The sequence below is a fragment of the Pseudomonas arvensis genome (assembly GCF_056688935.1).
In genome coordinates this window covers 4,100,242-4,121,840 of sequence record NZ_CP162038.1, presented here as the reverse complement: position 1 = coordinate 4,121,840, position 21,599 = coordinate 4,100,242, and the positions used below count along the sequence as shown (strand labels likewise).

Genomic DNA, 21,599 nt, shown 5'->3' with positions numbered 1-21,599 from the left:
CGCAGAATGGGCGCGTTAACCTGGATTCGTCGTTTCAACGGCACGCTGGGGCATGTGGCACCGCACACGGTGGCCAACAAGATGCGTCGCGCCTTCATGACCCCGCGCAAGCTGCCGCCCCGTGACTGGGAATTACCGCTGCTGGCGCAATCGGAGCGCATCACCCTGCGCTTTGGCTTGTCGGCCCTGCGCTGGGGGCAAGGTCCTGCCGTTTTGTTGATGCACGGCTGGGAAGGCCGTCCAACCCAGTTCGCCAGTCTGATCACGGCCTTGGTCGACAACGGCTACTGCGTGATAGCCCTGGATGGACCTGCCCATGGCCGCTCACCAGGGCGTGAAGCCCATGTGCTGTTGTTCGCTCGCGCCATGCTGGAGGCGGCTGCCGAGTTGCCGCCGCTGCATGCGGTGGTTGGTCATTCCATGGGCGGCGCCAGTGCGATGCTGGCGGTGCAGTTGGGGTTGCGTACCCAGGCGCTGGTGAGCATTGCCGCCCCGTCGCGCTTCCTGGATGCGCTGCGTGGTTTTACCCGGATGGTCGGTTTGCCGGCGCGGGCACGTTCGGCGTTTATCCAGGAGGTGGAGATGACGTTCGGCATGCCGCTCAAGTACTTGGATGTGGCCCATTACCAGATGAATATCCCCGGCCTGATCGTGCACGCCGAAGACGACACCTTCGTCCCCGTCAAAGCCTCTCAAGCCATTCACGACGCCTGGTTCGACAGTCGTCTGCTGCGCCTGGAACAAGGCGGCCACCAGAAAGTACTGGCCGATCCTCGCGTGATCGAGGCCGTGCTGACGCTGTTGGCCGGCTGCTGTCTACAGGAGCGGCAAAGCGCCTGATACACTGCCCCCGCCGACATTAATCGACTGGGAGCACCGCATGGGCTGGGATTTGGCAACGCCGTTTATCATTGATCTGCAGGTTGCGCCTGAAGACATCGACGGCCTGGGGCACGCCAATAACGCGGTATACGTGTCCTGGCTGGAGCGTTGCGCCTGGCGCCACTCCCAACGACTGGGGCTGGACCTGACCGAGTATCGCCGCCTGGATCGCGCGATGGCAGTGGTGCGCCACGAGATCGATTACCTGGCGGCCGGTTACGAAGGCGACGAGCTGCAACTGGCCACGTGGATTGTCGACTGGGACCAGCGCCTGAAGATGACCCGCCGCTTTCAACTGGTCCGCCCGCGTGACGGTGCAACCCTGCTGCGCGCGCAAACCACCTTCGTTTGCATCGAGCTGTCCACGGGCAAGCCTAAGCGCATGCCCGCCGAGTTTCTCGATGGCTATGGCCCCGCCCTGACAGCGGGTTAACGGTTGCCGTAGGAAACCCAGTAAACTGCGCCACGATTTTTGTTGAGTGTTTCCCATGCAAATTGCTTTGGCGCCCATGGAGGGGTTGGTCGACAACATCCTGCGGGACGTGTTGACCCGCGTGGGCGGTATTGACTGGTGCGTGACCGAATTCATCCGCGTCAACGACCGCCTGCTCACCCCGGCCTATTTCCACAAGCTTGCTCCTGAGTTGCTGCACGGTGCCCACACCGCGGCGGGTGTGCCCTTGCGCGTGCAGCTGCTCGGCTCCGATCCTGTGTGCCTGGCGGAAAACGCCGCCCTGGCCTGCGAGCTGGGTTCACAAGTGATCGACCTGAATTTCGGCTGTCCGGCCAAGACTGTCAACAAGTCCCGAGGCGGTGCCGTGCTGCTCAAGGAGCCGGAGTTGCTCAACCAGATCGTCGAGCACGTTCGCCGAGCAGTTCCCGCGCATATCCCGGTGACCGCCAAGATGCGCCTGGGCTTCGATAGCCCCGACGGCGCGCTGGTGTGCGCCACGGCCCTGGCCGAAGGCGGTGCGGCGCATATCGTGGTGCATGCGCGGACCAAGACCGATGGCTACAAGCCGCCAGCTCATTGGGAATGGATCCCGCGGGTGCAGGACGTGGTCAAGGTGCCCGTGTTTGCCAATGGCGATATCTGGAGCGTCGAAGACTGGCGCCGATGCCGCGAGATCAGCGGCGTAGAAGACATCATGCTCGGCCGTGGCCTGGTGGCGCGCCCTGACCTGGCGCGGCAGATTGCGGCTGCGCGGGCGGGCGAGGAAGTCGTGCAAATGACGTGGGTGGAGATGCAGCCCATGCTCCGCGAGTTCTGGACCCAGTCGGTAGCGCAGCTCACCGAGAAGCAGGCGCCCGGCCGTTTGAAGCAATGGTTGGCGATGCTGACACGCAACTACCCGGAGGCGGTGGAGCTTTTTACCGCCCTGCGTCGCGAGACCGATCTGGAGCAGGTCAGCCGTTTGCTCGGCATGCCTCATCCCGGTCGTCACTGAGTCATGTTGTAACGCTTGGGGGGGAGTTGGAGGGTGCTTCAAGCGCCGAGCCCTCTGTTGGGTGTTGCAAAAAAATGCTCCGTATCGAAAGAGGCGGGGCATTTTGCGTTTATGGGGGGGACAGAGCGGATTTTTATTGGGGGTTCTACCTGTTTCTTTCTTGGATTACATAAACAGATAAGGGGCTGTTTTTAGTTTGCAGAATAATTGTTTATGTAAATTTAATTATCTTCTGACATTTTATTAATATTAAGTACGTTGTCGGTTCGGACGGTTATCACTTCGTGCGCGAAATATCACAATCGGCCGCTTTACGCCGTGTGGATTTATGTCGCTGAGTTGCCTGGCGGACTGTTTATTAGCGTGTGTGTCAATAGGTTGTGCATGCGAACCGCTTAATTCAGAGGCTTTGTGCGAAGGTCATGAGGCAAATTCCGAAAGTTTGGTTTGATTTCTTTATATGAGTCGCGATTTTTGGAACCCAATGGCGCTGCTGCCCACGAATATATCGGCAGCAAAGTAGTGCTGTTGTTCTAAGTCCATAAATCCATCGCCATCCCGGTCGTTAAAAGTGTCGGGTTGTGCTGAGTAAGGAACTTACTTATGTCTCTATCGATTAATAACTCGCCTTTCGCCAAAGTTGGCACAACGCTCTTGGAGCAGTCCTCCTCTGTGACGCCTAAAATAGGCGTGAACCCGTCTCCGGGTACTTCCAATAACAATACGAGTCCCACGCCCCTACGCCACGACAATTCGCGAGCGCCACAGGGTGAGGCCATGCTGACCTCCGCGGCGTTCGCAAAGTTGTTCGACATGCTGGATATGGTGTTCAGGGCAATGCGCGAAATGCTGTCCGGCAGAGCCATGAACGCTGACCTGTCGCCTGATAAGACAAAGCTGCCAGGGAGCAAACCTGAGGCTCGCGAGCAGCCTGTAAAGCCGGATGTGGGCAAACAGCCGGTAAGGCCGGGCACACCTGGGTTACCAGTGAATCCGCAGCCAGCTGACCCCCGCACAGTTCGGCTTGATGGCCGTAAACCGGATTCGTTGCAAGTCATGCCGGCAACGCCAAAACCAGAGGTTTCCGTCACCGACGATGCCAAGGCTAACGTGCAAGTAAACGTTAGTCTCAGTCATTGTCATTGCCCTGATACGAAAGGGCGGCACACAGTTGACGTATTTCCCAGGCCTGACGCAATCCCCACGCCCAAGGCAAAAGTGCTACCAACCTTGAAATCTGAGGTTACGCCACAGCCGACCCCGTCTGTTACTCCGGATATCAAGCCCACACCGCGACCGGATACACCTGTCCCGGATTTAACCAGCCCGGGTCCTGCTGATAATCGATTTGATCCAAGAGACTGGCGATTCAGTCCCCGACCCAAGCTTAAGTCCTGACGTTAATTTCCCTGGTTAAACTTTTTGGCTGAGGCATGTACTTCTTCGGAATGCAAGGTCTGGAGAAGTGCGTGCTCTAGGAGAACAAAAGTGTCCTGTTGCTCAATTATAAATGTTGCGTACGTCGTTGATGTAAGACAGTTCGGTCCCGTTGACGACTTGGGTGTCAGTAATGATAAAAGTTATCAGCCCGAGCCCCTTGAGGGTATTACAAGTCGAAGTTCTCATGCCGCACCTGCCACACACAAGAGCGATGCAGGTGTAGGTGACCCTTCAGAAGTATTGGCCACACTGACTGCTCTTTTTAGCTCTTTTTTCACGCAATTAATCAACTTGATTTCAGGTAATAAGGCCAAAACAGTTCCTGATACACCTACTCCGGCCCCACTGCCACGCCCGCAAGTCGCCCCAAGGGTAGTCCCCGAACCCGTGGCGCCAAGGCCCGCTGAGAATATTCCTGGCCTGTCAAACAAACGAAACGGCGCCAAGCCGGACAATATCTGGAGCGGGTTTCGCCAGGGGCCCGATGGCAACTGTGTGACGGTATCGGCCATCAAGGCCGCCATGTATCGGTTTGGGCAAAGTCCCACGGATATTTTCAGGCAGGTAGCCAAGGTCACTGACGGTTATCGAGTTGTCATGCGTGATGGCTTTCAACTCACCCTGACAGACCGCGAACTGATCGAAGGTGCACGCGGTTCGCGCTTTGTCGGAGGCGATCAAGGGATGCTCAAGGATGCGCAGTTCCTTTTTGCCGTGAGTGCCAAGCGCGCACAAATGGAGAATAACGATCGCACGGCGGGCAGGAGTTATCAGGCGGCGGTGCGTAGCTTGAATGACGGTGAGGATGAGTCCGGACCCGGTGAGGGGTTCCTGCGACTGGGGCTGAGGCAGCACATGAAGAGGGTGTCTGTACGCGAACTTGCCGCTGGGCAATTGGGCATGTGTAACCGCACCGGGCATTCGGTGGCAGTTATCAATGGTCGCGAAGAACTATGGGGACGACAAGGGAGGGCGCCCACCCAGGGGCACGCTGTTGCCCTGGTTTGATCTTGAGTGCGTCGATGTGGTCAGGGCCTCAGGCGTCGGTTCAGCCTAGGCTGCTCCGTGTAGCCCTGGCCGCATGAGCGACAGACAATTCTTTGAGTGTCAGGAATCCCGAAAATGAATATTTCAATGGCTGATCAGCCGGTTTTTCCGGTTGATATGGGGCATGAGGCGTTTGCACCTGTTGCTGCGGCGCGTAGCGAGGGACCGCCTGCGGATATTGCCCCGGCGTTCAACACGACTGAGCGACGGTTTGGCGAGAACTTTGATAGCAGCACGCATGCCGCAGTCATCAAATTGATGATGATGACGTTCGGTCGCCACCCTGCTGCCATGTTCAGTGAGTTGATTCGCGCCGGTGACGGCTATCACGTCACCATGAAGGATGAATTCAAGGTTCACCTGTCTGCCAGCGAGTTGGCGCAGGCGTCGAAAGCTTCGCGATTTCAGGGGGCGGATTCCGGTGCCGTAAAGGACGCCAACTTTGTGTTTGCGGCCTTTGTGAAACGCAAGCAACTGGAAGGGGGTTACTCGACGTTCGAGGCCGCTCTGGCAAAGACACTCGAAGGGGAGACGACCCAGCGGTGCCTGCAGGGCATGGGGGTTTTCGGGCTTTCTCAGTTTGTGTCGTCGGCTGACATGGCGGCCAAGGGCGCGATCGGAGTCATGGGGACCCATAACCACGGCTCCGCCTTGGTGGTGGAGGGGGTCAAACATAATTACGGTGAACGGCAGTCGGTCGATGGGGGGTATGGCTACGTGTTGTTCAACGATAAATCCGCGCCCCGCAGCGACGCCAGGACGGTGTCTCATGTGGCCACCGACGCGGCGCCTGAGCAAATCTGGAGTGGCTTTTATCAAGGCGCGCAAGGCAATTGCGTCACCGTGTCGGCGATCAAGGCAGCCATTATCCGGTTCGCGCAGGACCCCATGGGGATCTATAAGCACATCCAGGTCACGCCGGACGGCTTTGAGGTGACGATGCGGGATTCCTTCCCGCTTAAGTTGACCCATGCTGAGCTGCGCCAGGCCACGGCGGCCTCGAACTTCTACGGCAGTGATCCCCAGTTGCTCAGTTACGCCAACTTTCTCTACGCGGTCAGTGCCAAGCGCGCGCAGATAGAGAACAACGACTTTCGGGCTCGCGAGAGTTATGAGGTGGCGCTGCAGACCCTCAATGACGGCGAATACCCCGGCGAGGCACTTCGCCGGCTGGGCCTGTTTGGTTACATCCGTGAAAGCACGGTAAAAGAGCTGGCTGACGGCGCGATCGGCACCCTGGCGGACAGTGCCCATTCGGTTGCAGTGATCAATGGCGCGCTTGATGACTATGGGCGAAAACTGGCCCTGGCTTCCTCACGCTGGATGTCCGCGGGGATGCGGGCATTGAAGCTGGCCTGAGGGTTACTCCAGCAGCCGTCTGAACCCCTCGATCGGCAACGGACGGCTGTGCAAATACCCCTGGAACAAATGGCAGCCCAGTTTTTGCAGGAACGCCAGTTGCTCCGGGGTTTCCACACCCTCGGCAATCACCTCCAGATTCAAACTGCGAGCCATCGCCACGATGGCGCGAATGATTTCGGCATCGTTGGGGTCGTGGGTTGCGTCGCGCACGAACGATTGATCGATTTTCAGCGCATCCACTGGCAAACGCTTAAGGTAGGTCAGAGATGAGTAGCCGGTACCAAAGTCATCCATCGCAAAGCTCACGCCGAGCTTTTTCAGGCGGCGCATCTTGTTCACGGTGTCGTCCAGGTTCTGGATCACGATGCCTTCGGTGATTTCCAGTTTCAGCAGGCTATAGGGCAACGAGTGCTGCTTGAGGCTGTGCTCTACCCGCTCCACGAAGTCGTTCTGACGAAACTGCCGAGGGCTGATGTTTACGCACAGGCTGAAGTTCAGCGGGTCGACCTTGCCGTCTTTGATCAATTGTTCGAAAGCGGCACAGGCTTCATCGAGGATCCAGGTGCCCACTTCGAGGATCAGGCCGCTGTCTTCCAGCACCTTGATAAATTCCGACGGTGACTGCGCGCCCAATTGTGGGTGCTGCCAGCGCACCAGTGCCTCTGCGCCGACGATCTTGTTGCCGCGCGCATCCACCTGGGGTTGGTAATGCACACTGAACTCGCCACGCGCCAGGGCCAGGCGCAGGTCGGTTTCCATGCGCAGGCGTTCGCTGGCGGTTTTTTGCATGCTGTTGTGGAACATCTGCGTGGTATTGCGCCCTGAATCCTTGGCGCGGTACAGGGCAATGTCGGCACGCTTGAGCAGATCCGCCGGGGTGGTGCCGTGATCGGGAATCAACGCCACACCAATGCTCGGCGTGACCTGCAGGCGGTGCCCGTCCAGGAACATCGGCTCCGAAAGCAACTCGCGCAGGGTGTCGGCCAGCGCCTGCACCTGTTTGCTGACCTCCATGCGCGAGCCATTCAGGCCGCTGAGCAGTACCACGAATTCATCACCACCCAGGCGTGCCACGGTGTCCTCCATGCGCACGCTGGCTTCCAGGCGCGCGGTGACGATTTTCAGCACGGTATCGCCCACCGGGTGACCAAGGGAGTCGTTGATGTGCTTGAAGTGGTCAAGGTCCAGGAACAGCAGCGCGCCGCGTAAATTATGGCGCTTGAGCAGGGCGATCTGCTGGCTCAGGCGATCCATCAGCAGCGCCCGGTTGGGCAGGTTGGTCAGCGGGTCGTGGTAGGCCAGGTGGCGGATCTGCGCCTGTGCGTTTTTCAGCAGGCTCACATCCCGCGCGGTCAGCAGCAGGCACGGAGTCTCGTTCAGGGTGATGGGCTCAACGGAGACTTCCACTGCCAGCACGTCGCCGCGTTTGTTGTGCCAGAGCATTTCCAGGTGGGTGATACGGCCCTTGATCTGCAACTCGGCCAATAGCGCCGAGCGTTGGTTTTCGTCGGCCCAGATGCCGATCTGATACAGCGTCAGGCCGATGGCGTCTTCAGCGCGGTAGCCGGTGAGGCGGCAGAAGCCGTCGTTGACCTCCACATAGCGGCCGGTGTCGCGCTCGGTGATGGAAATTGCGTCAGGGCTGGAATGAAAGGCCTTGGCGAATTTTTCCTCGCTGGCCTTCAGCGCGGCTTCAGAGCGTTGTTGCTGGGTGATATCGCGCAAGGTGGTGACAATGCACGGTTGATCGCCGACCTTGATCAAGCGGCTGGAAATCATACAGGTCAGGCTCTGGCCATTCTTGTGATGCACCACCACGGCCACGTTGCTCAACGCCTGCTCGCGAATCACCCGTTCGATACGCTCCAGACGCTGGCTGGGATCGTCCCACAGGCCGATCTGGTCGGCGCTCTTGTCGATGACCTCGGCGGCGGTCCAGCCAAAGGTCTGGGTAAAGGCCGGGTTGATCTCGATAAACGCGCCGCTGTCCATGCCGGTGACGCAAATCGGGTCGGGGCTGGCCTGGAACAGGCTGGCGAATTTCTCTTCGGAGGCGCTCAGGCGTTGCTCGCGCTCTACCTGGTCGGTGATGTCGAGCAACGTCCCGGCCATGCGCAGCGGCGCGCCTTGCTCGTTGCGGTACAGGCGCGCACGGCTTTCCAGGTAGCGTGAGCTGCCGTCTTCCATGGGCACCCGATAGGTCAATTGGTAGTTGCCGGCCGGCCCTTCTCGCAGGGTGCGGTAGGCGCTGCGCATATTGTCCCGTTCCTCATCGGGCATGCCTTCGAAAAAAGCATCGAAGGATTCGTGGAACGGTTCGAACGGCAGGCCGTGCAGTTGGGCGGCGCGTGCCGAGCCGTAGAGCATGCCGCTGGGAATGTGCCAGTCCCAAGTGCCCAGTTGCGCCGAGTCCAGCGCCAGGTCGAGGCGTTCCTGGCTGTCCTTGAGTGCCTGTTCGGCATTCTTGCGTTCGGTGGTGTCGAGGAAAGTGCTGATCAGGTACGCCTCACCCTCCAACTCGATTTTTTGCGCGCTGAGGGTGCCATCGTGGACCTGGCCGTTGCTGGCGCAAAACTGCACCTCCATGCTGATGGGCTCGCCCTTGCGCTGGGTCGCCTTGATCAGTTCAGCGCGCTGCTCCGGATCGCACCACAGGCCCAGGTCCAGGGTGGTGCGGCCGATGGCGTCGCCCAGAGGCCAGCCGAAGAGCATCTCGAAATACTGGTTGGCTTCGCTGATCAGGCCGTCGGCCTGACGGGTCAGCAGCACCATGTTCGGGCACAGGTGGAACAGCGTGGCGAAGCGTTTTTCGGAGTGCCCCAGGGCGTTCTCACGTTCGCGCTGGTGGGTGATCTCGCGGATCACCCCGATCATACGGCGTCGACCGGCTTTGTCCGGCTGCAGGCTGCCGTTGATTTCCAGCCAGTGAAAGCTGCCGTCGGGCCATTGGATGCGGTGATGCATGGCCTGCTCGAACGGCTCGCCGGCCAATACGGCGTGAAAGGCCCGTACCACGCGGGCGCGATCCGATTGGGCGAGCAGGTCGAGGTAATCCAGATCCTTGGGCAACGGTTGGCGCGGGTCAAACCCAAACAGCGCCTGGGTGCCCCGTGACCAACTGATTCGTCCGGTGTCGATTTCCCAGCACCATGCGCCCAGGCGGGCCGCATTGAGGGCGGCCAGCAGCTGTGGGGCGCTGTCCCAGCTCTCTTCCGCCGCCTGGGGATCGAGGGCGTAAATGCGGGGCAGGGGTGGCACGGAATCGACGGGGTTGCGCATTATCATCGGGCCTTGATTCGATGGGCAAACAGCACGGTTTTAATCAGAACCCAGGCCGCACGGCGTCATGCCGGCATTCCTGGCAGATCCACCTGTGCATCCAATAGGCTCATGAAAGCCCGCGCAGCGTTCGACAGCGTCCTTTCGGTGTGCACGATATAGCCTAGCTGGCGACTGAGTTGTATGCCCGGCAAAGCGATACTTGCCACCTGATCATCGAGCATGGTGCGCGGCAACACGCTCCAGGCCAGGCCGATGGACACCATCATCTTGATGGTTTCCAGGTAGTTAGTGCTCATCGCGATGTTTGGCGTCAGGCCCTGGGCCTCGAACAGCCGGCTGACAATATGGTGGGTAAAGGTGTTGCCGCCAGGGAAAACCGCCGGATGGCCGGCAATATCCGCCAGGCTGATAGAGCCGTTACTGATCAGGCTATGTTCGGGCGCCACCACAAAATCCAGCGGGTCGTCCCACACCGGCGTTGCGCGTACCAGGTTGTGAGGGTCCGGTGCGAGGGTGATCACCGCCACTTCGGCGCGCCCGTGGAGGATTTCTTCGTAGGCCACTTCCGAATCGAGAAACTGAATATCCAGCGCCACGTTCGGGTATTCGCGGGTGAACGTGCGCAGGATCGGCGGCAAGCGGTGCAGGCCGATATGGTGGCTGGTGGCCAATGTGAGCCGCCCGCTGACTTCGCCGGTGAGGTTGGTGAGGGCACGGCGGGTGTCGTCGAGCACGTTGAGAATCTGGTAAGCGCGCGGCAGCAGGGCGCGCCCGGCCTCGGTCAGGCCGACTTCGCGGCCCAGGCGATCAAACAAGCGCACCTTCAATTGCTGCTCCAGGCCGGCGATGCGTTTGCTGATGGCTGGTTGGGTCAGGTGCAGGCGTTCACCGGCGCCGGAAAAGCTGCCGATCTCGGCGATGGCGATAAAGGCATTAAGATTGGCCAAGTCCATGGTGGTATTCCAGTTGGTAATCCAAAGCATAAAAAATATGAATTTGAGTTATTTAATGTAGCGCCATACCATCAGCCTCACAAGCCAAAGGGTTATTGAAAAGCCCGGCGCATGAAATACCGCTGATGAGGACCGACTGATGGCCGGCAAAACGCTTTACGACAAGCTTTGGGATTCCCATGAAGTGAAACGGCGCGATGATGGGTCGTCGCTGATCTATATCGACCGTCACATCATCCATGAAGTGACCTCGCCCCAAGCGTTCGAAGGCCTGCGACTGGCGGGGCGCAAGCCTTGGCGCGTCGACTCGATCATTGCCACCCCGGACCACAACGTGCCGACCACCCCTGAGCGCAAGGGCGGTATCGACGCCATCGTCGACACCGTGTCGCGCTTGCAGGTACAGACCCTCGACGACTATTGCGACGAATATGGCATCACCGAATTCAAGATGAATGACGTGCGTCAAGGCATCGTCCACGTGATCGGCCCGGAGCAGGGTGCCACCTTGCCGGGCATGACCGTGGTCTGCGGCGACTCCCACACATCCACCCACGGTGCCTTCGGCGCTTTGGCCCACGGCATCGGCACCTCGGAGGTCGAACACGTGTTCGCCACCCAGTGCCTGGTCGCCAAGAAAATGAAGAACATGCTGGTCTCGGTCGAAGGCACCTTGCCGTTTGGCGTGACCGCCAAGGACATCGTGCTCGCCGTGATCGGCAAGATCGGCACCGCCGGCGGTAATGGCCATGCCATCGAATTCGCCGGCAGTGCGATTCGCGACCTGTCCATCGAAGGCCGCATGACCATCTGCAACATGTCCATCGAAGCCGGTGCCCGTGTGGGCATGGTGGCGGCGGACGAAAAGACCGTCGAATACGTCAAGGGCCGTCCTTTCGCCCCTGCCGGCGCTGATTGGGATGCCGCCGTTGAGGCCTGGAAGGACCTGGTCTCCGACGCCGATGCGGTGTTCGATACCGTGGTCGAGCTCGACGCAGCCCAGATCAAGCCGCAAGTCAGCTGGGGCACTTCCCCGGAAATGGTCCTGGCCGTCGACCAGAACGTGCCGGACCCGGCCCAAGAGGCCGATTTGGTCAAGCGCGGCTCCATCGAGCGCGCCTTGAAGTACATGGGGTTGAAAGCCAATCAGGCAATCACCGACATCCAGTTGGATCGTGTGTTCATCGGTTCCTGCACCAACTCGCGGATCGAAGACCTGCGCGCCGCCGCGGTGATCGCCAAGGGCCGCAAGGTGGCCTCGACCATCAAGCAAGCCATCGTGGTGCCGGGTTCTGGCTTGGTCAAAGCGCAAGCCGAAGCCGAAGGCCTGGACAAGATCTTCCTCGAAGCCGGTTTTGAATGGCGTGAGCCGGGCTGTTCGATGTGCCTGGCGATGAACCCGGACCGCCTGGAGTCGGGCGAGCATTGCGCGTCGACCTCCAACCGTAACTTCGAAGGGCGTCAGGGCGCTGGTGGGCGTACCCACCTGGTCAGCCCGGCCATGGCCGCTGCGGCTGCCGTCAACGGTCGTTTCATCGACGTTCGCGAATTGATCTGAGGAATACCCGATGAGAGCTTTTACCCAACACACAGGTCTTGTCGCGCCGTTGGACCGTGCCAACGTGGACACCGACCAGATCATCCCCAAGCAGTTCTTGAAGTCGATCAAGCGCACCGGTTTTGGCCCCAACCTGTTCGACGAGTGGCGCTACCTGGACGTGGGCTACGCCTACCAGGACAACTCCAAGCGCCCGCTGAACAAGGACTTCGTGCTCAACGCCGAACGTTACCAGGGCGCCAGCGTCCTGTTGGCCCGGGAAAACTTCGGTTGCGGCTCCAGCCGTGAGCACGCGCCGTGGGCTCTGGAAGAATATGGCTTTCGCAGCATCATCGCGCCGAGCTACGCCGATATCTTCTTCAACAACAGCTTTAAGAATGGCCTGTTGCCGATCATCTTGACCGACGAAGAAGTTGACGAGCTGTTCAAGCAAGTCGAAGCCGACGTGGGCTACCAGCTGACTGTCGACCTGGCCGCGCAAACCGTGACCCGTCCGGATGGCAAGGTGTATCACTTTGAAGTGGACGCCTTCCGTAAGCACTGCCTGATCAACGGCCTGGATGATATCGGCCTGACCTTGCAGGACGGCGATGCGATTGCAGCGTTTGAGGCCAAGCACCGGGCTAGCCAGCCTTGGTTGTTTCGCGATGCCTGATTTGCGGTAACCGTGCGGGCCCCATCGCGGGCAAGCCCGCTCCCACAGTTGACCGAGTTGTTCAGGAGAACACCGATCGATGTGGGAGCTGGCTTGCCTGCGATAGCGCCCGTACAGCCACCCCAAAACCCAAGGAAAACCACCATGACCAGCACCGCCCACACCCAAGTCGTGCAAAAACAATTCGGCGAACAGGCCTCTGCCTACCTCAGCAGTGCCGTGCACGCCCAAGGCAGCGAATTTGCGCTGCTCCAGGCCGAACTGGCCGGGCAGGGCGGTGCACGCCTGCTGGACCTGGGCTGCGGCGCCGGTCATGTCAGCTTTCATGTGGCACCGCTGGTTAAAGAAGTGGTGGCCTACGACCTGTCCCAGCAGATGCTCGACGTGGTGGCCGCTGCTGCGCAAGATCGCGGCTTCACCAATATCAGCACTGTCAACGGCGCCGCAGAACGCCTGCCGTTTGCCGACGGCGAGTTCGACTTTGTGTTCAGCCGCTACTCGGCCCACCACTGGAGCGACCTCGGCCTGGCCCTGCGTGAAGTGCGTCGCGTGCTCAAGCCGGGCGGCGTGGCGGCCTTCGTTGATGTGTTGTCACCGGGCAGCCCGCTGTTGGACACTTACCTGCAAACCGTCGAAGTACTGAGGGACACCAGCCACGTGCGCGATTACTCTGCTGCCGAGTGGATGCGTCAGCTCAGCGAAGCCGGTCTGCATGTGCGCAACAGCAGTCGCCAGCGGCTGCGCCTGGAATACACCTCGTGGGTCGAGCGTATGCGCACGCCGCAAGTCTTGCGCGCCGCGATCCTGGAGCTGCAACAGGCGATGGGCCAGGAAGTGCGTGACTATTACGAGATTCAAGCCGACGGCACCTTCAGCACCGACGTGCTGGTGGTCTGGGCCGAGCGCTAGTTATTTTTCCCGACCTGCCCACGGGCGGGTCGCTTGATGAAATGAGGAACCCATGAGCAAGCAGATTCTGATTCTCCCTGGCGACGGTATTGGTCCGGAAATCATGGCCGAAGCGGTCAAAGTCCTGGAACTCGCCAACAGCAAGTACAGCCTGGGCTTCGAACTGAGCCACGACGTGATCGGCGGCGCAGCCATCGACAAGCACGGCGTGCCCCTGGCCGACGAAACCCTGGACCGCGCCCGTGCCGCCGACGCCGTGCTGCTCGGCGCCGTGGGTGGTCCGAAGTGGGACAAGATCGAGCGTGACATCCGCCCTGAGCGCGGCCTGCTGAAAATCCGCGCGCAACTGGGCCTGTTCGGCAACCTGCGCCCGGCGATCCTTTACCCGCAACTGGCTGATGCGTCGAGCCTCAAGCCCGAAGTGGTCGCGGGCCTGGATATCCTGATCGTGCGGGAGCTGACCGGCGGTATCTATTTCGGCTCGCCACGCGGTGTGCGTGAGTTGGAGAATGGCGAGCGTCAGGCCTACGACACCCTGCCATACAGCGAGAGCGAAATCCGTCGTATCGCCCGTGTCGGTTTCGACATGGCCCGCGTGCGTGGCAAAAAGGTCTGCTCGGTGGATAAAGCCAACGTACTGGCGTCCAGCCAACTGTGGCGCGAAATCGTCGAAGAAGTGGCCAAGGACTACCCGGACGTCGAACTGAGCCACATGTACGTCGACAACGCCGCGATGCAACTGGTGCGTGCGCCGAAGCAGTTCGACGTGATCGTGACCGACAACCTGTTCGGCGACATCCTGTCCGACCAGGCGTCGATGCTCACTGGCTCCATCGGCATGCTGCCGTCGGCGTCCCTGGACACTAACAACAAGGGCATGTACGAGCCTTGCCACGGTTCGGCGCCGGACATCGCGGGCCAGGGCATTGCCAACCCGCTGGCGACCATCTTGTCGGTCTCGATGATGCTGCGCTACAGCTTCAACCTGAGCGATGCGGCGGACGCGATCGAGAAGGCCGTGAGCCTGGTGCTGGACCAGGGTTTGCGCACCGGCGACATCTGGTCGCAGGGTTGCACCAAAGTCGGTACGCAAGAAATGGGCGACGCAGTAGTCGCCGCGCTGCGGAATCTGTAATCTCTCGGGCCCGCTTGCAGTTGTTGCTGCAACGCGGCCCACTTTTTAACAAGGTGTAGTTGCGATGAAACGTGTAGGTCTGATCGGTTGGCGCGGTATGGTCGGTTCCGTGCTCATGCAGCGGATGCTGGAAGAGCAGGATTTCGATCTTATTGAGCCGGTGTTTTTCACCACGTCGAACGTGGGTGGCCAAGGGCCGTCCGTGGGCAAGGATATTGCCCCGCTCAAGGATGCCTACAGCATTGACGAGTTGAAGACACTCGACGTGATCGTGACCTGCCAGGGTGGCGACTACACCAGCGAAGTCTTCCCGAAACTGCGCGAAGCCGGCTGGCAGGGTTACTGGATCGACGCCGCGTCGAGCCTGCGTATGCAGGACGATGCGGTGATCATCCTCGACCCGGTGAACCGCAAGGTCATCGACCAGCAGCTGGATGCGGGCACCAAGAACTACGTCGGCGGTAACTGCACCGTCAGCCTGATGCTGATGGGCCTGGGTGGCCTGTTCGAAGCGGGTCTGGTCGAGTGGATGAGCGCCATGACCTATCAGGCGGCCTCCGGTGCCGGCGCGCAGAACATGCGTGAGCTGATCAAGCAGATGGGCGCGACCCACGCTGCAGTCGCCGATCAACTGGCCGACCCGGCCAGCGCGATCCTCGACATCGACCGCCGTGTGGCCGAAGCCATGCGCAGCGACGCCTACCCGACCGAGAACTTCGGTGTGCCATTGGCTGGCAGCCTGATTCCGTGGATCGACAAGGAACTGCCGAACGGTCAGAGCCGCGAAGAGTGGAAGGCCCAGGCCGAAACCAACAAGATCCTCGGTCGTTTCAAGAGCCCGATCCCGGTCGACGGCATCTGCGTGCGCATCGGCGCGATGCGCTGCCACAGCCAGGCGCTGACCATCAAGCTGAACAAAGACGTGCCGATCGCTGATATCGAAGGGCTGATCAGCCAGCACAACCCGTGGGTCAAGCTGGTGCCGAACAACCGCGATATCAGCATGCAGGAGCTGAGCCCGACCAAGGTCACCGGCACCCTGAATGTACCGGTTGGCCGTCTGCGCAAGCTGAACATGGGCAGTCAGTTCCTCGGCGCCTTTACGGTTGGCGACCAGCTGCTGTGGGGCGCGGCTGAGCCGTTGCGTCGCATGCTGCGGATTTTGCTGGAGCGTTGATCGCTTGAGGCAGTAAGAGAAACCCGCGCTCTGGTGACAGGCGCGGGTTTTTTTGTTCTTTCGGCCCTATCGGGGGCATCAGCCACACCATAAAACCCAGGTTAATTGCTTCACCCCCGGCCACCCGGTAAAGTGCCGCTCCCCCCGCAATGCCCGAGGCAGCCCCCATGACCCAGACCTTTGAAATCGCCGTGATCGGCGCCACCGGTACTGTTGGCGAAACCCTGGTGCAGATTCTCGAAGAACTGGCATTCCCGGTGGGCACCCTGTACCTGCTGGCCGGCAATAATTCCGCCGGTGCCTCGGTGCCATTTCGCGGCAAGAATGTGCGGGTCAAGGAGGTTGATGAGTTCGATTTCAGCAAGGTGCAACTGGCGTTCTTCGCCGCCGGCCCCGCCGTCACCCTGAGTTTCGCACCACGTGCAACGGCAGCCGGCTGTTCGGTGATCGATCTGTCCGGTGCCTTGCCCGTCGAGCAGGCGCCACAGGTGGTGCCGGAAGCCAATGCCCATGTCCTGAAGGGATTGAAGAAACCGTTCCAGCTCGGCAGCCCAAGCCCGTCCGCGACTAACCTTGCGGTGGTGCTGGCGCCGCTGCGTGGCTTGCTGGATATCCAGCGTGTCAGCGTCACGGCCAACCTGGCAGTGTCTGCTCAAGGGCGTGAAGCCGTGAGCGAACTGGCCCGTCAGACCGCCGAGTTGTTGAACGTACGCCCGCTGGAGCCGAAGTTCTTCGACCGGCAAATGGCCTTCAACCTATTGGCACAAGTCGGCACGCCAGATGCGCAAGGTCATACAGCCTTGGAGAAGCGTCTCGTACACGAACTGCGCACAGTGCTTGAATTACCGTCACTGAAGATTTCAGCAACCTGCGTTCAAGCTCCGGTGTTTTTTGGCGATAGCCTGACGGTGTCGTTGCAATTGGCCGCACCGGTCGACCTGGCTGCGGTCAACCTGGCCCTTGATGCCGCTGCGGGTGTAGAGCTGGTGGAGGAGGGCGATTACCCGACAGCCGTGGGCGATGCGGTCGGCCAGGATGTGGTCTATGTCGGCCGGGTTCGTGCTGGCGTGGACGACCCGGCGGAACTAAATCTGTGGCTGACGTCAGATAACGTACGCAAAGGTGCCGCACTTAACGCGGTGCAGCTGGCGCAGTTGTTGATAAAAGGCCTTGCGTAAAAGATACTTGGCGTCAATTTGTAGATTGATTCTAGCCAGGCGCTATGCTTGGTCCGAAGTGCAACAGAAGCGTGTCGGTAACCTATCGGCTCGCCATGCCTTATGGCAAGCGGTTACCAACCTTCTCGCAGGCCGGGGAGTGTTCAGACAAAGGATGAGGCTATGGTTCAAGTTCGCAAACTGGTGTTAGCAATAGCGGCCGCCTCGGCGCTGTCCTCCGGTATGGCGCAGGCGCTGCAGCTGGGGGAAATGACCCTCAAGTCGAAGTTGAACCAGCCCTTGTCGGTGGAAATCGAATTGCTCGATGTCGGCGGCCTCACAGCGTCCGAGATCACGCCTAGCCTGGCGTCCTCCCAGGCGTTTGTGGATGCTGGCGTCGATCGCCAGGCATTCCTCAATGACCTGACATTTACCCCGGTGATCAACGCCAATGGTCGCAGCGTGGTGCGTGTCACCTCCAGCAAGCCGCTGCCTGATTCCTATGTACGTTTCCTGCTGCAGGTGCAATGGCCAAACGGTCGATTGATGCGCGACTACAGTGTGCTGCTCGATCCGGCCAAATTTGACCAGTCTGCCCCGGCCCCGGTCGCAGCGGCGCCAGCCCCACGCTTGGGCGCACCTGCCAGCGCCGCGCCTGTTGCGAGCAAGCCGGCCCAGCACACCACGACCTCCCGCGACACCCTTTGGGAAATCGCCGAGAAGCACCGCAATGGCGGTTCGGTGCAGCAGACCATGCTGGCTATCCAGGCGCTGAACCCCGGCGCCTTCATCGACGGCAATATCAACCGCTTGAAAACCGGCCAGGTGCTACGCCTGCCGGACACCGTACAAAGTACCGCACTGCCGCAACCCCAGGCGATTGCCGAAGTACGGGCGCAGAATGATGCCTGGCGCCAGGGGCGTCGCACGGCCTCCAATCAGGCCGCAGGCAAGCAACAACTGGACGCCACCAAGCGTACCCAGGCCGGTAATGCGCCCTCGACCACCAATGCCCAGGACAAGCTGAGCCTGGTCTCGGCAGAAGCCGCCAAGAAGGGCGGCAAGAGCAAGGCCGGCGACAGCCAGGGCCTGAGCGACAAGCTGGCGATGACCCAGGAGCAGTTGGATACCACTCGCCGTGATAACGAGGAACTCAAGAGTCGTGCGGCGGACCTGCAAAGCCAGCTGGATAAACTGCAAAAGCTGATTCAATTGAAGAACGATCAACTGGCTCGTTTGCAGGCGGAGAAAGGCGACCCGGCGACGGCGGCGACAGCGATGCCTGCACAGCTGGCAAGCGACCCGGCGGCCACTCCGGCAGCCCCCGCACAGACCACTGCGCCAGCGCCGACACCGGACGCTCCGGCCCCCGCGCCGGAAGCGGCCAAACCGGTCGCCACCACTGACGCCGAGGCCCCGGAAGGCAAGTTCAACGACCTGCTGACCAACCCGGTTGTCCTCTCTGTTATCGGGGGGGCAGCGGGCCTGGTAGTCTTGTTGCTCCTGCTGCTGTGGGCGCGCCATCGCAACGCCCGTCGCGAAGAGGAAAAGCACCTGCGCATGGCGCGAGCGCTGGCCGAAGAACCGGAATTCACCTCGGATATCGAGCACGACCTGCCGTCGGACAGTTTCGAGGGCCTTGAGGTGCCGCCACCGAGCGTCAAGCTGGCCGCTGCTCCGGCGCCCGCGCCAGTGGTTGAGCCTGCTGTGGTTGTGCCAACAGTCGCCTCCGTGCTCGCGCCGCTGGCTGTTGCCGTCGCCCCGCAGAATGCCAACGATGCCTTGGCGCAAGCCCAGTCCCATATCGACCGTGGTCACCTGAACCAGGCTGCCGATGTGTTGGAGCAAGCGATCAAGCACGAGCCCAAGCGCAGCGACTTGCGTTTGAAGCTGATGGAAGTCTATGGCCTGCAAAGCGACAAGGACGGCTTCGTAACCCAGGAGCGCCAACTCGTGGCCAATGGTGAAAACCATGCCCAGGTCGAGCAGCTCAAAGCGCGCTTCCCGGCGATGGCCGTATTGGCGGCAGGTGTCAGTGCGGCGGTTGCTGCGGCGGCACTGGATGCTCAGTACGTCAAGGATCTGCTCGAAGACAAGCCGGCTGCACCAGAGCCGGAGGCTTTTGACAGTGATTTTGATCTGAGCCTGGACGATCTGGAGGCTGCCTCACCGGCCGAGATCAAGGACGATCAACAGACGTTCGAGTCGCTTCTGAAAGAGCAAACCGCCGCCAAGTCGGCCTCGGATGACCTGTCTGACTTTGACCTGGACCTGCAGTTGGATGCGCCGTCGTCAACGCAGTCCGACGATGACTTCCTGTCTGGCCTTGAAGATCAGATGAGCGACGTTCCAGCTGTCGAACCGCCAACGCTGAAGCCTGCAGCGTTGGATGACTTCGATCTGCCGGAAGATTTTGATCTGTCCCTGGCGGACGAGCCGCAAACGGCGGCCAAGCCTGATGCTTTCGCCTCGGAGCTGGACGATGTCAACGCCGAGCTGGATCGCCTATCCCAGAGCCTGGAACATCCCTCCATCGAGCCTTCTTTCACGGCTGAAGATGCGGCGCTTGGCGGCGATGAGCCTGAGTTCGACTTCCTGTCTGGCACCAATGAGGTCGCTACCAAGCTGGACCTGGCCCAAGCCTATATCGACATGGGCGATGCGGACGGAGCGCGGGATATCCTTTCCGAAGTGCTCACCGAAGGCGATGAGATTCAGCGCGGCGAGGCCAAGGAAATGCTCGGTAGAATTTGACGGCTGATACAACACACAGGTGGGAGGGGGCTTGCCCCCGATAGCGCCGGGCCATTCAGCACAGCTAGTTGCTGACCCCACAGCTATCGGGAGCAAGCCCCCTCTGGCATTCGGTCCGCGTCAATCCTGAACAAAAGCGCCCGTCACACGGCCGCCGCATTTATAATGGCCGCCTTTGCGCAACTCATCAGGCTCTCAGTTCTTGGCAAATATAGATAACGCAGCCGCCGAAATGGCGGCCGCAGGCTTTTACCGCATCGCCCTGGGCGTTGAATACAAAGGTTCACGCTATCGCGGCTGGCAGCGCCAGGCGTCGGGCGTGCTGACGGTGCAGGAAACCCTGGAAAAGGCCCTGTCCAAAGTCGCCGATTCGCCGGTGTCGTTGATGTGCGCCGGGCGTACCGACGCAGGGGTGCATGCCTGCGGCCAGGTGGTGCATTTCGATACCCAGGCCGAGCGGACCATGAAGGCTTGGGTGATGGGCGCCAATATCAATTTGCCCCATGACGTCAGCGTCAGTTGGGCCAAGGTCATGCCGGCGCATTTTCATGCGCGGTTCAAGGCCATCGCCCGGCGTTACCGCTATGTGATCTACAACGACCAGATCCGCCCGGCGCACCTCAACGAAGAAATCACCTGGAACCATCGCCCGCTGGACGCCGAGCGCATGGCCGAGGCCGCGCAGCATCTGGTGGGGGTGCATGACTTCAGCGCGTTCCGGGCCGGTCAGTGCCAGGCCAAGTCGCCGATCAAGGAAGTCCATCACCTGCGGGTGACCCGCCACGGCAAGATGATCGTGCTGGATATCCGCGCCGGCGCTTTTCTGCACCATATGGTGCGCAATATCGCAGGAGTGCTGATGACCATCGGCACCGGCGAGCGCCCGGTCGAGTGGGCGAAGGAAGTGCTGGAGAGCAGGGTTCGCCGGACCGGCGGCGTGACGGCGCATCCATTTGGCCTTTACCTGGTGGATGTGGAGTATCGCGACGAGTTCGAACTGCCCCAGCGATTTATCGGGCCACACTTCCTCACGGGTTTCAGCGAACTTGGCGGCTGACGCCCGGAAAAGCTTTTGTTACCATCCGGGACTTTCTCGGTCCAACCCTGGAGTTTCTGCGCTATGTCCGTCGTTCGCAGCAAGATTTGCGGGATTACCCGCATAGAAGATGCGCTGGCGGCAGTCGAGGCGGGAGCGGATGCCATTGGTTTCGTGTTTTATGCCAGGAGCCCGCGAGCGGTGAATGTGTTGCAGGCGCGGGCGATCATCGCCGCATTGCCGCCCTTCGTGACCACCGTGGGTTTGTTCGTCAATGCCAGTCGTTGCGAACTCAATGAAACCCTGGACGCGGTACCGCTGGACATGTTGCAGTTTCATGGCGACGAAACCCCGGATGTATGTGAAAGCTACCAACGCCCGTACATCAAGGCGCTGCGCGTCAAGGCCGGGGACGATATCGCCGGTGCGTGTGCAGCTTATGGTGGCGCGCGCGGGATTTTGCTGGATACCTATGTCGAAGGCGTACCCGGTGGTACCGGCGAAGCGTTCGACTGGTCGCTGATCCCCGAGGGATTGAGCAAGCCGATCATTCTGGCCGGTGGGCTCAACCCCGCGAATGTCGCGGCGGCCATCGAACAGGTTCGCCCGTATGCCGTGGACGTCAGCGGTGGGGTGGAGCAGGGCAAGGGCATCAAGGATCACGACAAGATTCGCGCATTTATGCAGGCTGTGCGCGGGATGTGACGGCTGGCAGTCTGCCGCCGTCCATAACTACCACTGTGTAAAACAGCCCGGTGCCGCCTTAGGTGGCCCGGAAATGAAGTGGCAAACCTGCACGGGCAG

Annotated in this window: 16 protein-coding genes; 14 read left to right on the top strand and 2 right to left on the bottom strand. The window is 60.6% G+C overall.

Features of this window, described 5'->3' with window-relative positions; genetic code table 11:
- The first annotated feature begins 6 nt into the window (after positions 1-6).
- The 5 genes from AB3G88_RS18485 to AB3G88_RS18465 all read left to right on the top strand — a co-directional run bounded on the left by AB3G88_RS18485 (position 7) and on the right by AB3G88_RS18465 (position 6,176).
- Entirely contained in the window at positions 7-840 is an 834-nt protein-coding gene (locus tag AB3G88_RS18485; protein ID WP_112196256.1) for an alpha/beta hydrolase, read from the top strand.
- Between the two features lie 40 nt (positions 841-880).
- Positions 881-1,315 (top strand): acyl-CoA thioesterase, encoded by a 435-nt coding sequence (locus AB3G88_RS18480; RefSeq protein WP_099584015.1) that lies wholly within the window; start codon positions 881-883, stop codon positions 1,313-1,315.
- 55 nt (positions 1,316-1,370) lie between these two features.
- Positions 1,371-2,330, top strand: a complete 960-nt coding sequence (locus AB3G88_RS18475; RefSeq protein ID WP_099584014.1) for a tRNA dihydrouridine synthase — start codon at positions 1,371-1,373, stop codon at positions 2,328-2,330.
- Positions 2,331-4,010: 1,680 nt separating this feature from the next.
- On the top strand, positions 4,011-4,778 hold the full coding sequence (locus tag AB3G88_RS18470; RefSeq protein ID WP_480451078.1) for a hypothetical protein: 768 nt from the start codon (positions 4,011-4,013) through the stop codon (positions 4,776-4,778).
- 114 nt (positions 4,779-4,892) lie between these two features.
- Positions 4,893-6,176 (top strand): hypothetical protein, encoded by a 1,284-nt coding sequence (locus AB3G88_RS18465; RefSeq protein WP_480451075.1) that lies wholly within the window; start codon positions 4,893-4,895, stop codon positions 6,174-6,176.
- A gap of 3 nt (positions 6,177-6,179) precedes the next feature.
- Here AB3G88_RS18465 and AB3G88_RS18460 read toward each other — a convergent pair whose 3' ends face one another.
- On the bottom strand, positions 6,180-9,458 hold the full coding sequence (locus tag AB3G88_RS18460; RefSeq protein ID WP_158878611.1) for a sensor domain-containing protein: 3,279 nt from the start codon (positions 9,456-9,458) through the stop codon (positions 6,180-6,182).
- Between the two features lie 65 nt (positions 9,459-9,523).
- On the bottom strand, positions 9,524-10,414 hold the full coding sequence (locus AB3G88_RS18455; RefSeq protein WP_099584009.1) for a LysR family transcriptional regulator: 891 nt from the start codon (positions 10,412-10,414) through the stop codon (positions 9,524-9,526).
- A gap of 139 nt (positions 10,415-10,553) precedes the next feature.
- On the opposite strand from AB3G88_RS18455, the gene leuC reads away from it, so the two are divergent.
- The 9 genes from leuC to AB3G88_RS18410 all read left to right on the top strand — a co-directional run bounded on the left by leuC (position 10,554) and on the right by AB3G88_RS18410 (position 21,500).
- Positions 10,554-11,972 (top strand): 3-isopropylmalate dehydratase large subunit, encoded by a 1,419-nt coding sequence (gene leuC / locus AB3G88_RS18450; RefSeq protein ID WP_112196252.1) that lies wholly within the window; start codon positions 10,554-10,556, stop codon positions 11,970-11,972.
- A gap of 10 nt (positions 11,973-11,982) precedes the next feature.
- Positions 11,983-12,627, top strand: a complete 645-nt coding sequence (gene leuD, locus AB3G88_RS18445; RefSeq protein WP_032888286.1) for a 3-isopropylmalate dehydratase small subunit — start codon at positions 11,983-11,985, stop codon at positions 12,625-12,627.
- 144 nt (positions 12,628-12,771) lie between these two features.
- On the top strand, positions 12,772-13,536 hold the full coding sequence (locus tag AB3G88_RS18440; protein WP_112196251.1) for a class I SAM-dependent methyltransferase: 765 nt from the start codon (positions 12,772-12,774) through the stop codon (positions 13,534-13,536).
- A 52-nt stretch (positions 13,537-13,588) separates the two neighbouring features.
- Positions 13,589-14,671 (top strand): 3-isopropylmalate dehydrogenase, encoded by a 1,083-nt coding sequence (leuB, locus tag AB3G88_RS18435; protein ID WP_017530190.1) that lies wholly within the window; start codon positions 13,589-13,591, stop codon positions 14,669-14,671.
- Positions 14,672-14,735: 64 nt separating this feature from the next.
- Positions 14,736-15,848, top strand: a complete 1,113-nt coding sequence (gene asd, locus AB3G88_RS18430; RefSeq protein WP_032888280.1) for an aspartate-semialdehyde dehydrogenase — start codon at positions 14,736-14,738, stop codon at positions 15,846-15,848.
- Positions 15,849-16,015: 167 nt separating this feature from the next.
- Positions 16,016-17,026, top strand: coding sequence for an aspartate-semialdehyde dehydrogenase (locus tag AB3G88_RS18425; RefSeq protein ID WP_480451071.1), 1,011 nt, complete (start codon positions 16,016-16,018; stop codon positions 17,024-17,026).
- Between the two features lie 162 nt (positions 17,027-17,188).
- On the top strand, positions 17,189-19,759 hold the full coding sequence (locus tag AB3G88_RS18420) for a FimV/HubP family polar landmark protein (protein WP_480451069.1): 2,571 nt from the start codon (positions 17,189-17,191) through the stop codon (positions 19,757-19,759).
- A 232-nt stretch (positions 19,760-19,991) separates the two neighbouring features.
- A complete protein-coding gene (gene truA / locus AB3G88_RS18415) occupies positions 19,992-20,816 on the top strand; it encodes a tRNA pseudouridine(38-40) synthase TruA (RefSeq protein WP_099584004.1) in 825 nt (274 codons plus the stop codon).
- Positions 20,817-20,879: 63 nt separating this feature from the next.
- Positions 20,880-21,500, top strand: coding sequence for a phosphoribosylanthranilate isomerase (locus tag AB3G88_RS18410; RefSeq protein ID WP_480451066.1), 621 nt, complete (start codon positions 20,880-20,882; stop codon positions 21,498-21,500).
- Positions 21,501-21,599 lie beyond the last annotated feature (99 nt).

Coding starts and splice junctions, on each gene's coding strand:
- AB3G88_RS18485 (WP_112196256.1), top strand. CDS start 7: ATGGGCGCGTTAACCTGGATTCGTCGTTTCAACGGCACGCTGGGGCAT.
- AB3G88_RS18480 (WP_099584015.1), top strand. CDS start 881: ATGGGCTGGGATTTGGCAACGCCGTTTATCATTGATCTGCAGGTTGCG.
- AB3G88_RS18475 (WP_099584014.1), top strand. CDS start 1,371: ATGCAAATTGCTTTGGCGCCCATGGAGGGGTTGGTCGACAACATCCTG.
- AB3G88_RS18465 (WP_480451075.1), top strand. CDS start 4,893: ATGAATATTTCAATGGCTGATCAGCCGGTTTTTCCGGTTGATATGGGG.
- AB3G88_RS18460 (WP_158878611.1), bottom strand. CDS start 9,458: ATGCGCAACCCCGTCGATTCCGTGCCACCCCTGCCCCGCATTTACGCC.
- AB3G88_RS18455 (WP_099584009.1), bottom strand. CDS start 10,414: ATGGACTTGGCCAATCTTAATGCCTTTATCGCCATCGCCGAGATCGGC.
- leuC (WP_112196252.1), top strand. CDS start 10,554: ATGGCCGGCAAAACGCTTTACGACAAGCTTTGGGATTCCCATGAAGTG.
- leuD (WP_032888286.1), top strand. CDS start 11,983: ATGAGAGCTTTTACCCAACACACAGGTCTTGTCGCGCCGTTGGACCGT.
- AB3G88_RS18440 (WP_112196251.1), top strand. CDS start 12,772: ATGACCAGCACCGCCCACACCCAAGTCGTGCAAAAACAATTCGGCGAA.
- leuB (WP_017530190.1), top strand. CDS start 13,589: ATGAGCAAGCAGATTCTGATTCTCCCTGGCGACGGTATTGGTCCGGAA.
- asd (WP_032888280.1), top strand. CDS start 14,736: ATGAAACGTGTAGGTCTGATCGGTTGGCGCGGTATGGTCGGTTCCGTG.
- AB3G88_RS18425 (WP_480451071.1), top strand. CDS start 16,016: ATGACCCAGACCTTTGAAATCGCCGTGATCGGCGCCACCGGTACTGTT.
- AB3G88_RS18420 (WP_480451069.1), top strand. CDS start 17,189: ATGGTTCAAGTTCGCAAACTGGTGTTAGCAATAGCGGCCGCCTCGGCG.
- truA (WP_099584004.1), top strand. CDS start 19,992: ATGGCGGCCGCAGGCTTTTACCGCATCGCCCTGGGCGTTGAATACAAA.
- AB3G88_RS18410 (WP_480451066.1), top strand. CDS start 20,880: ATGTCCGTCGTTCGCAGCAAGATTTGCGGGATTACCCGCATAGAAGAT.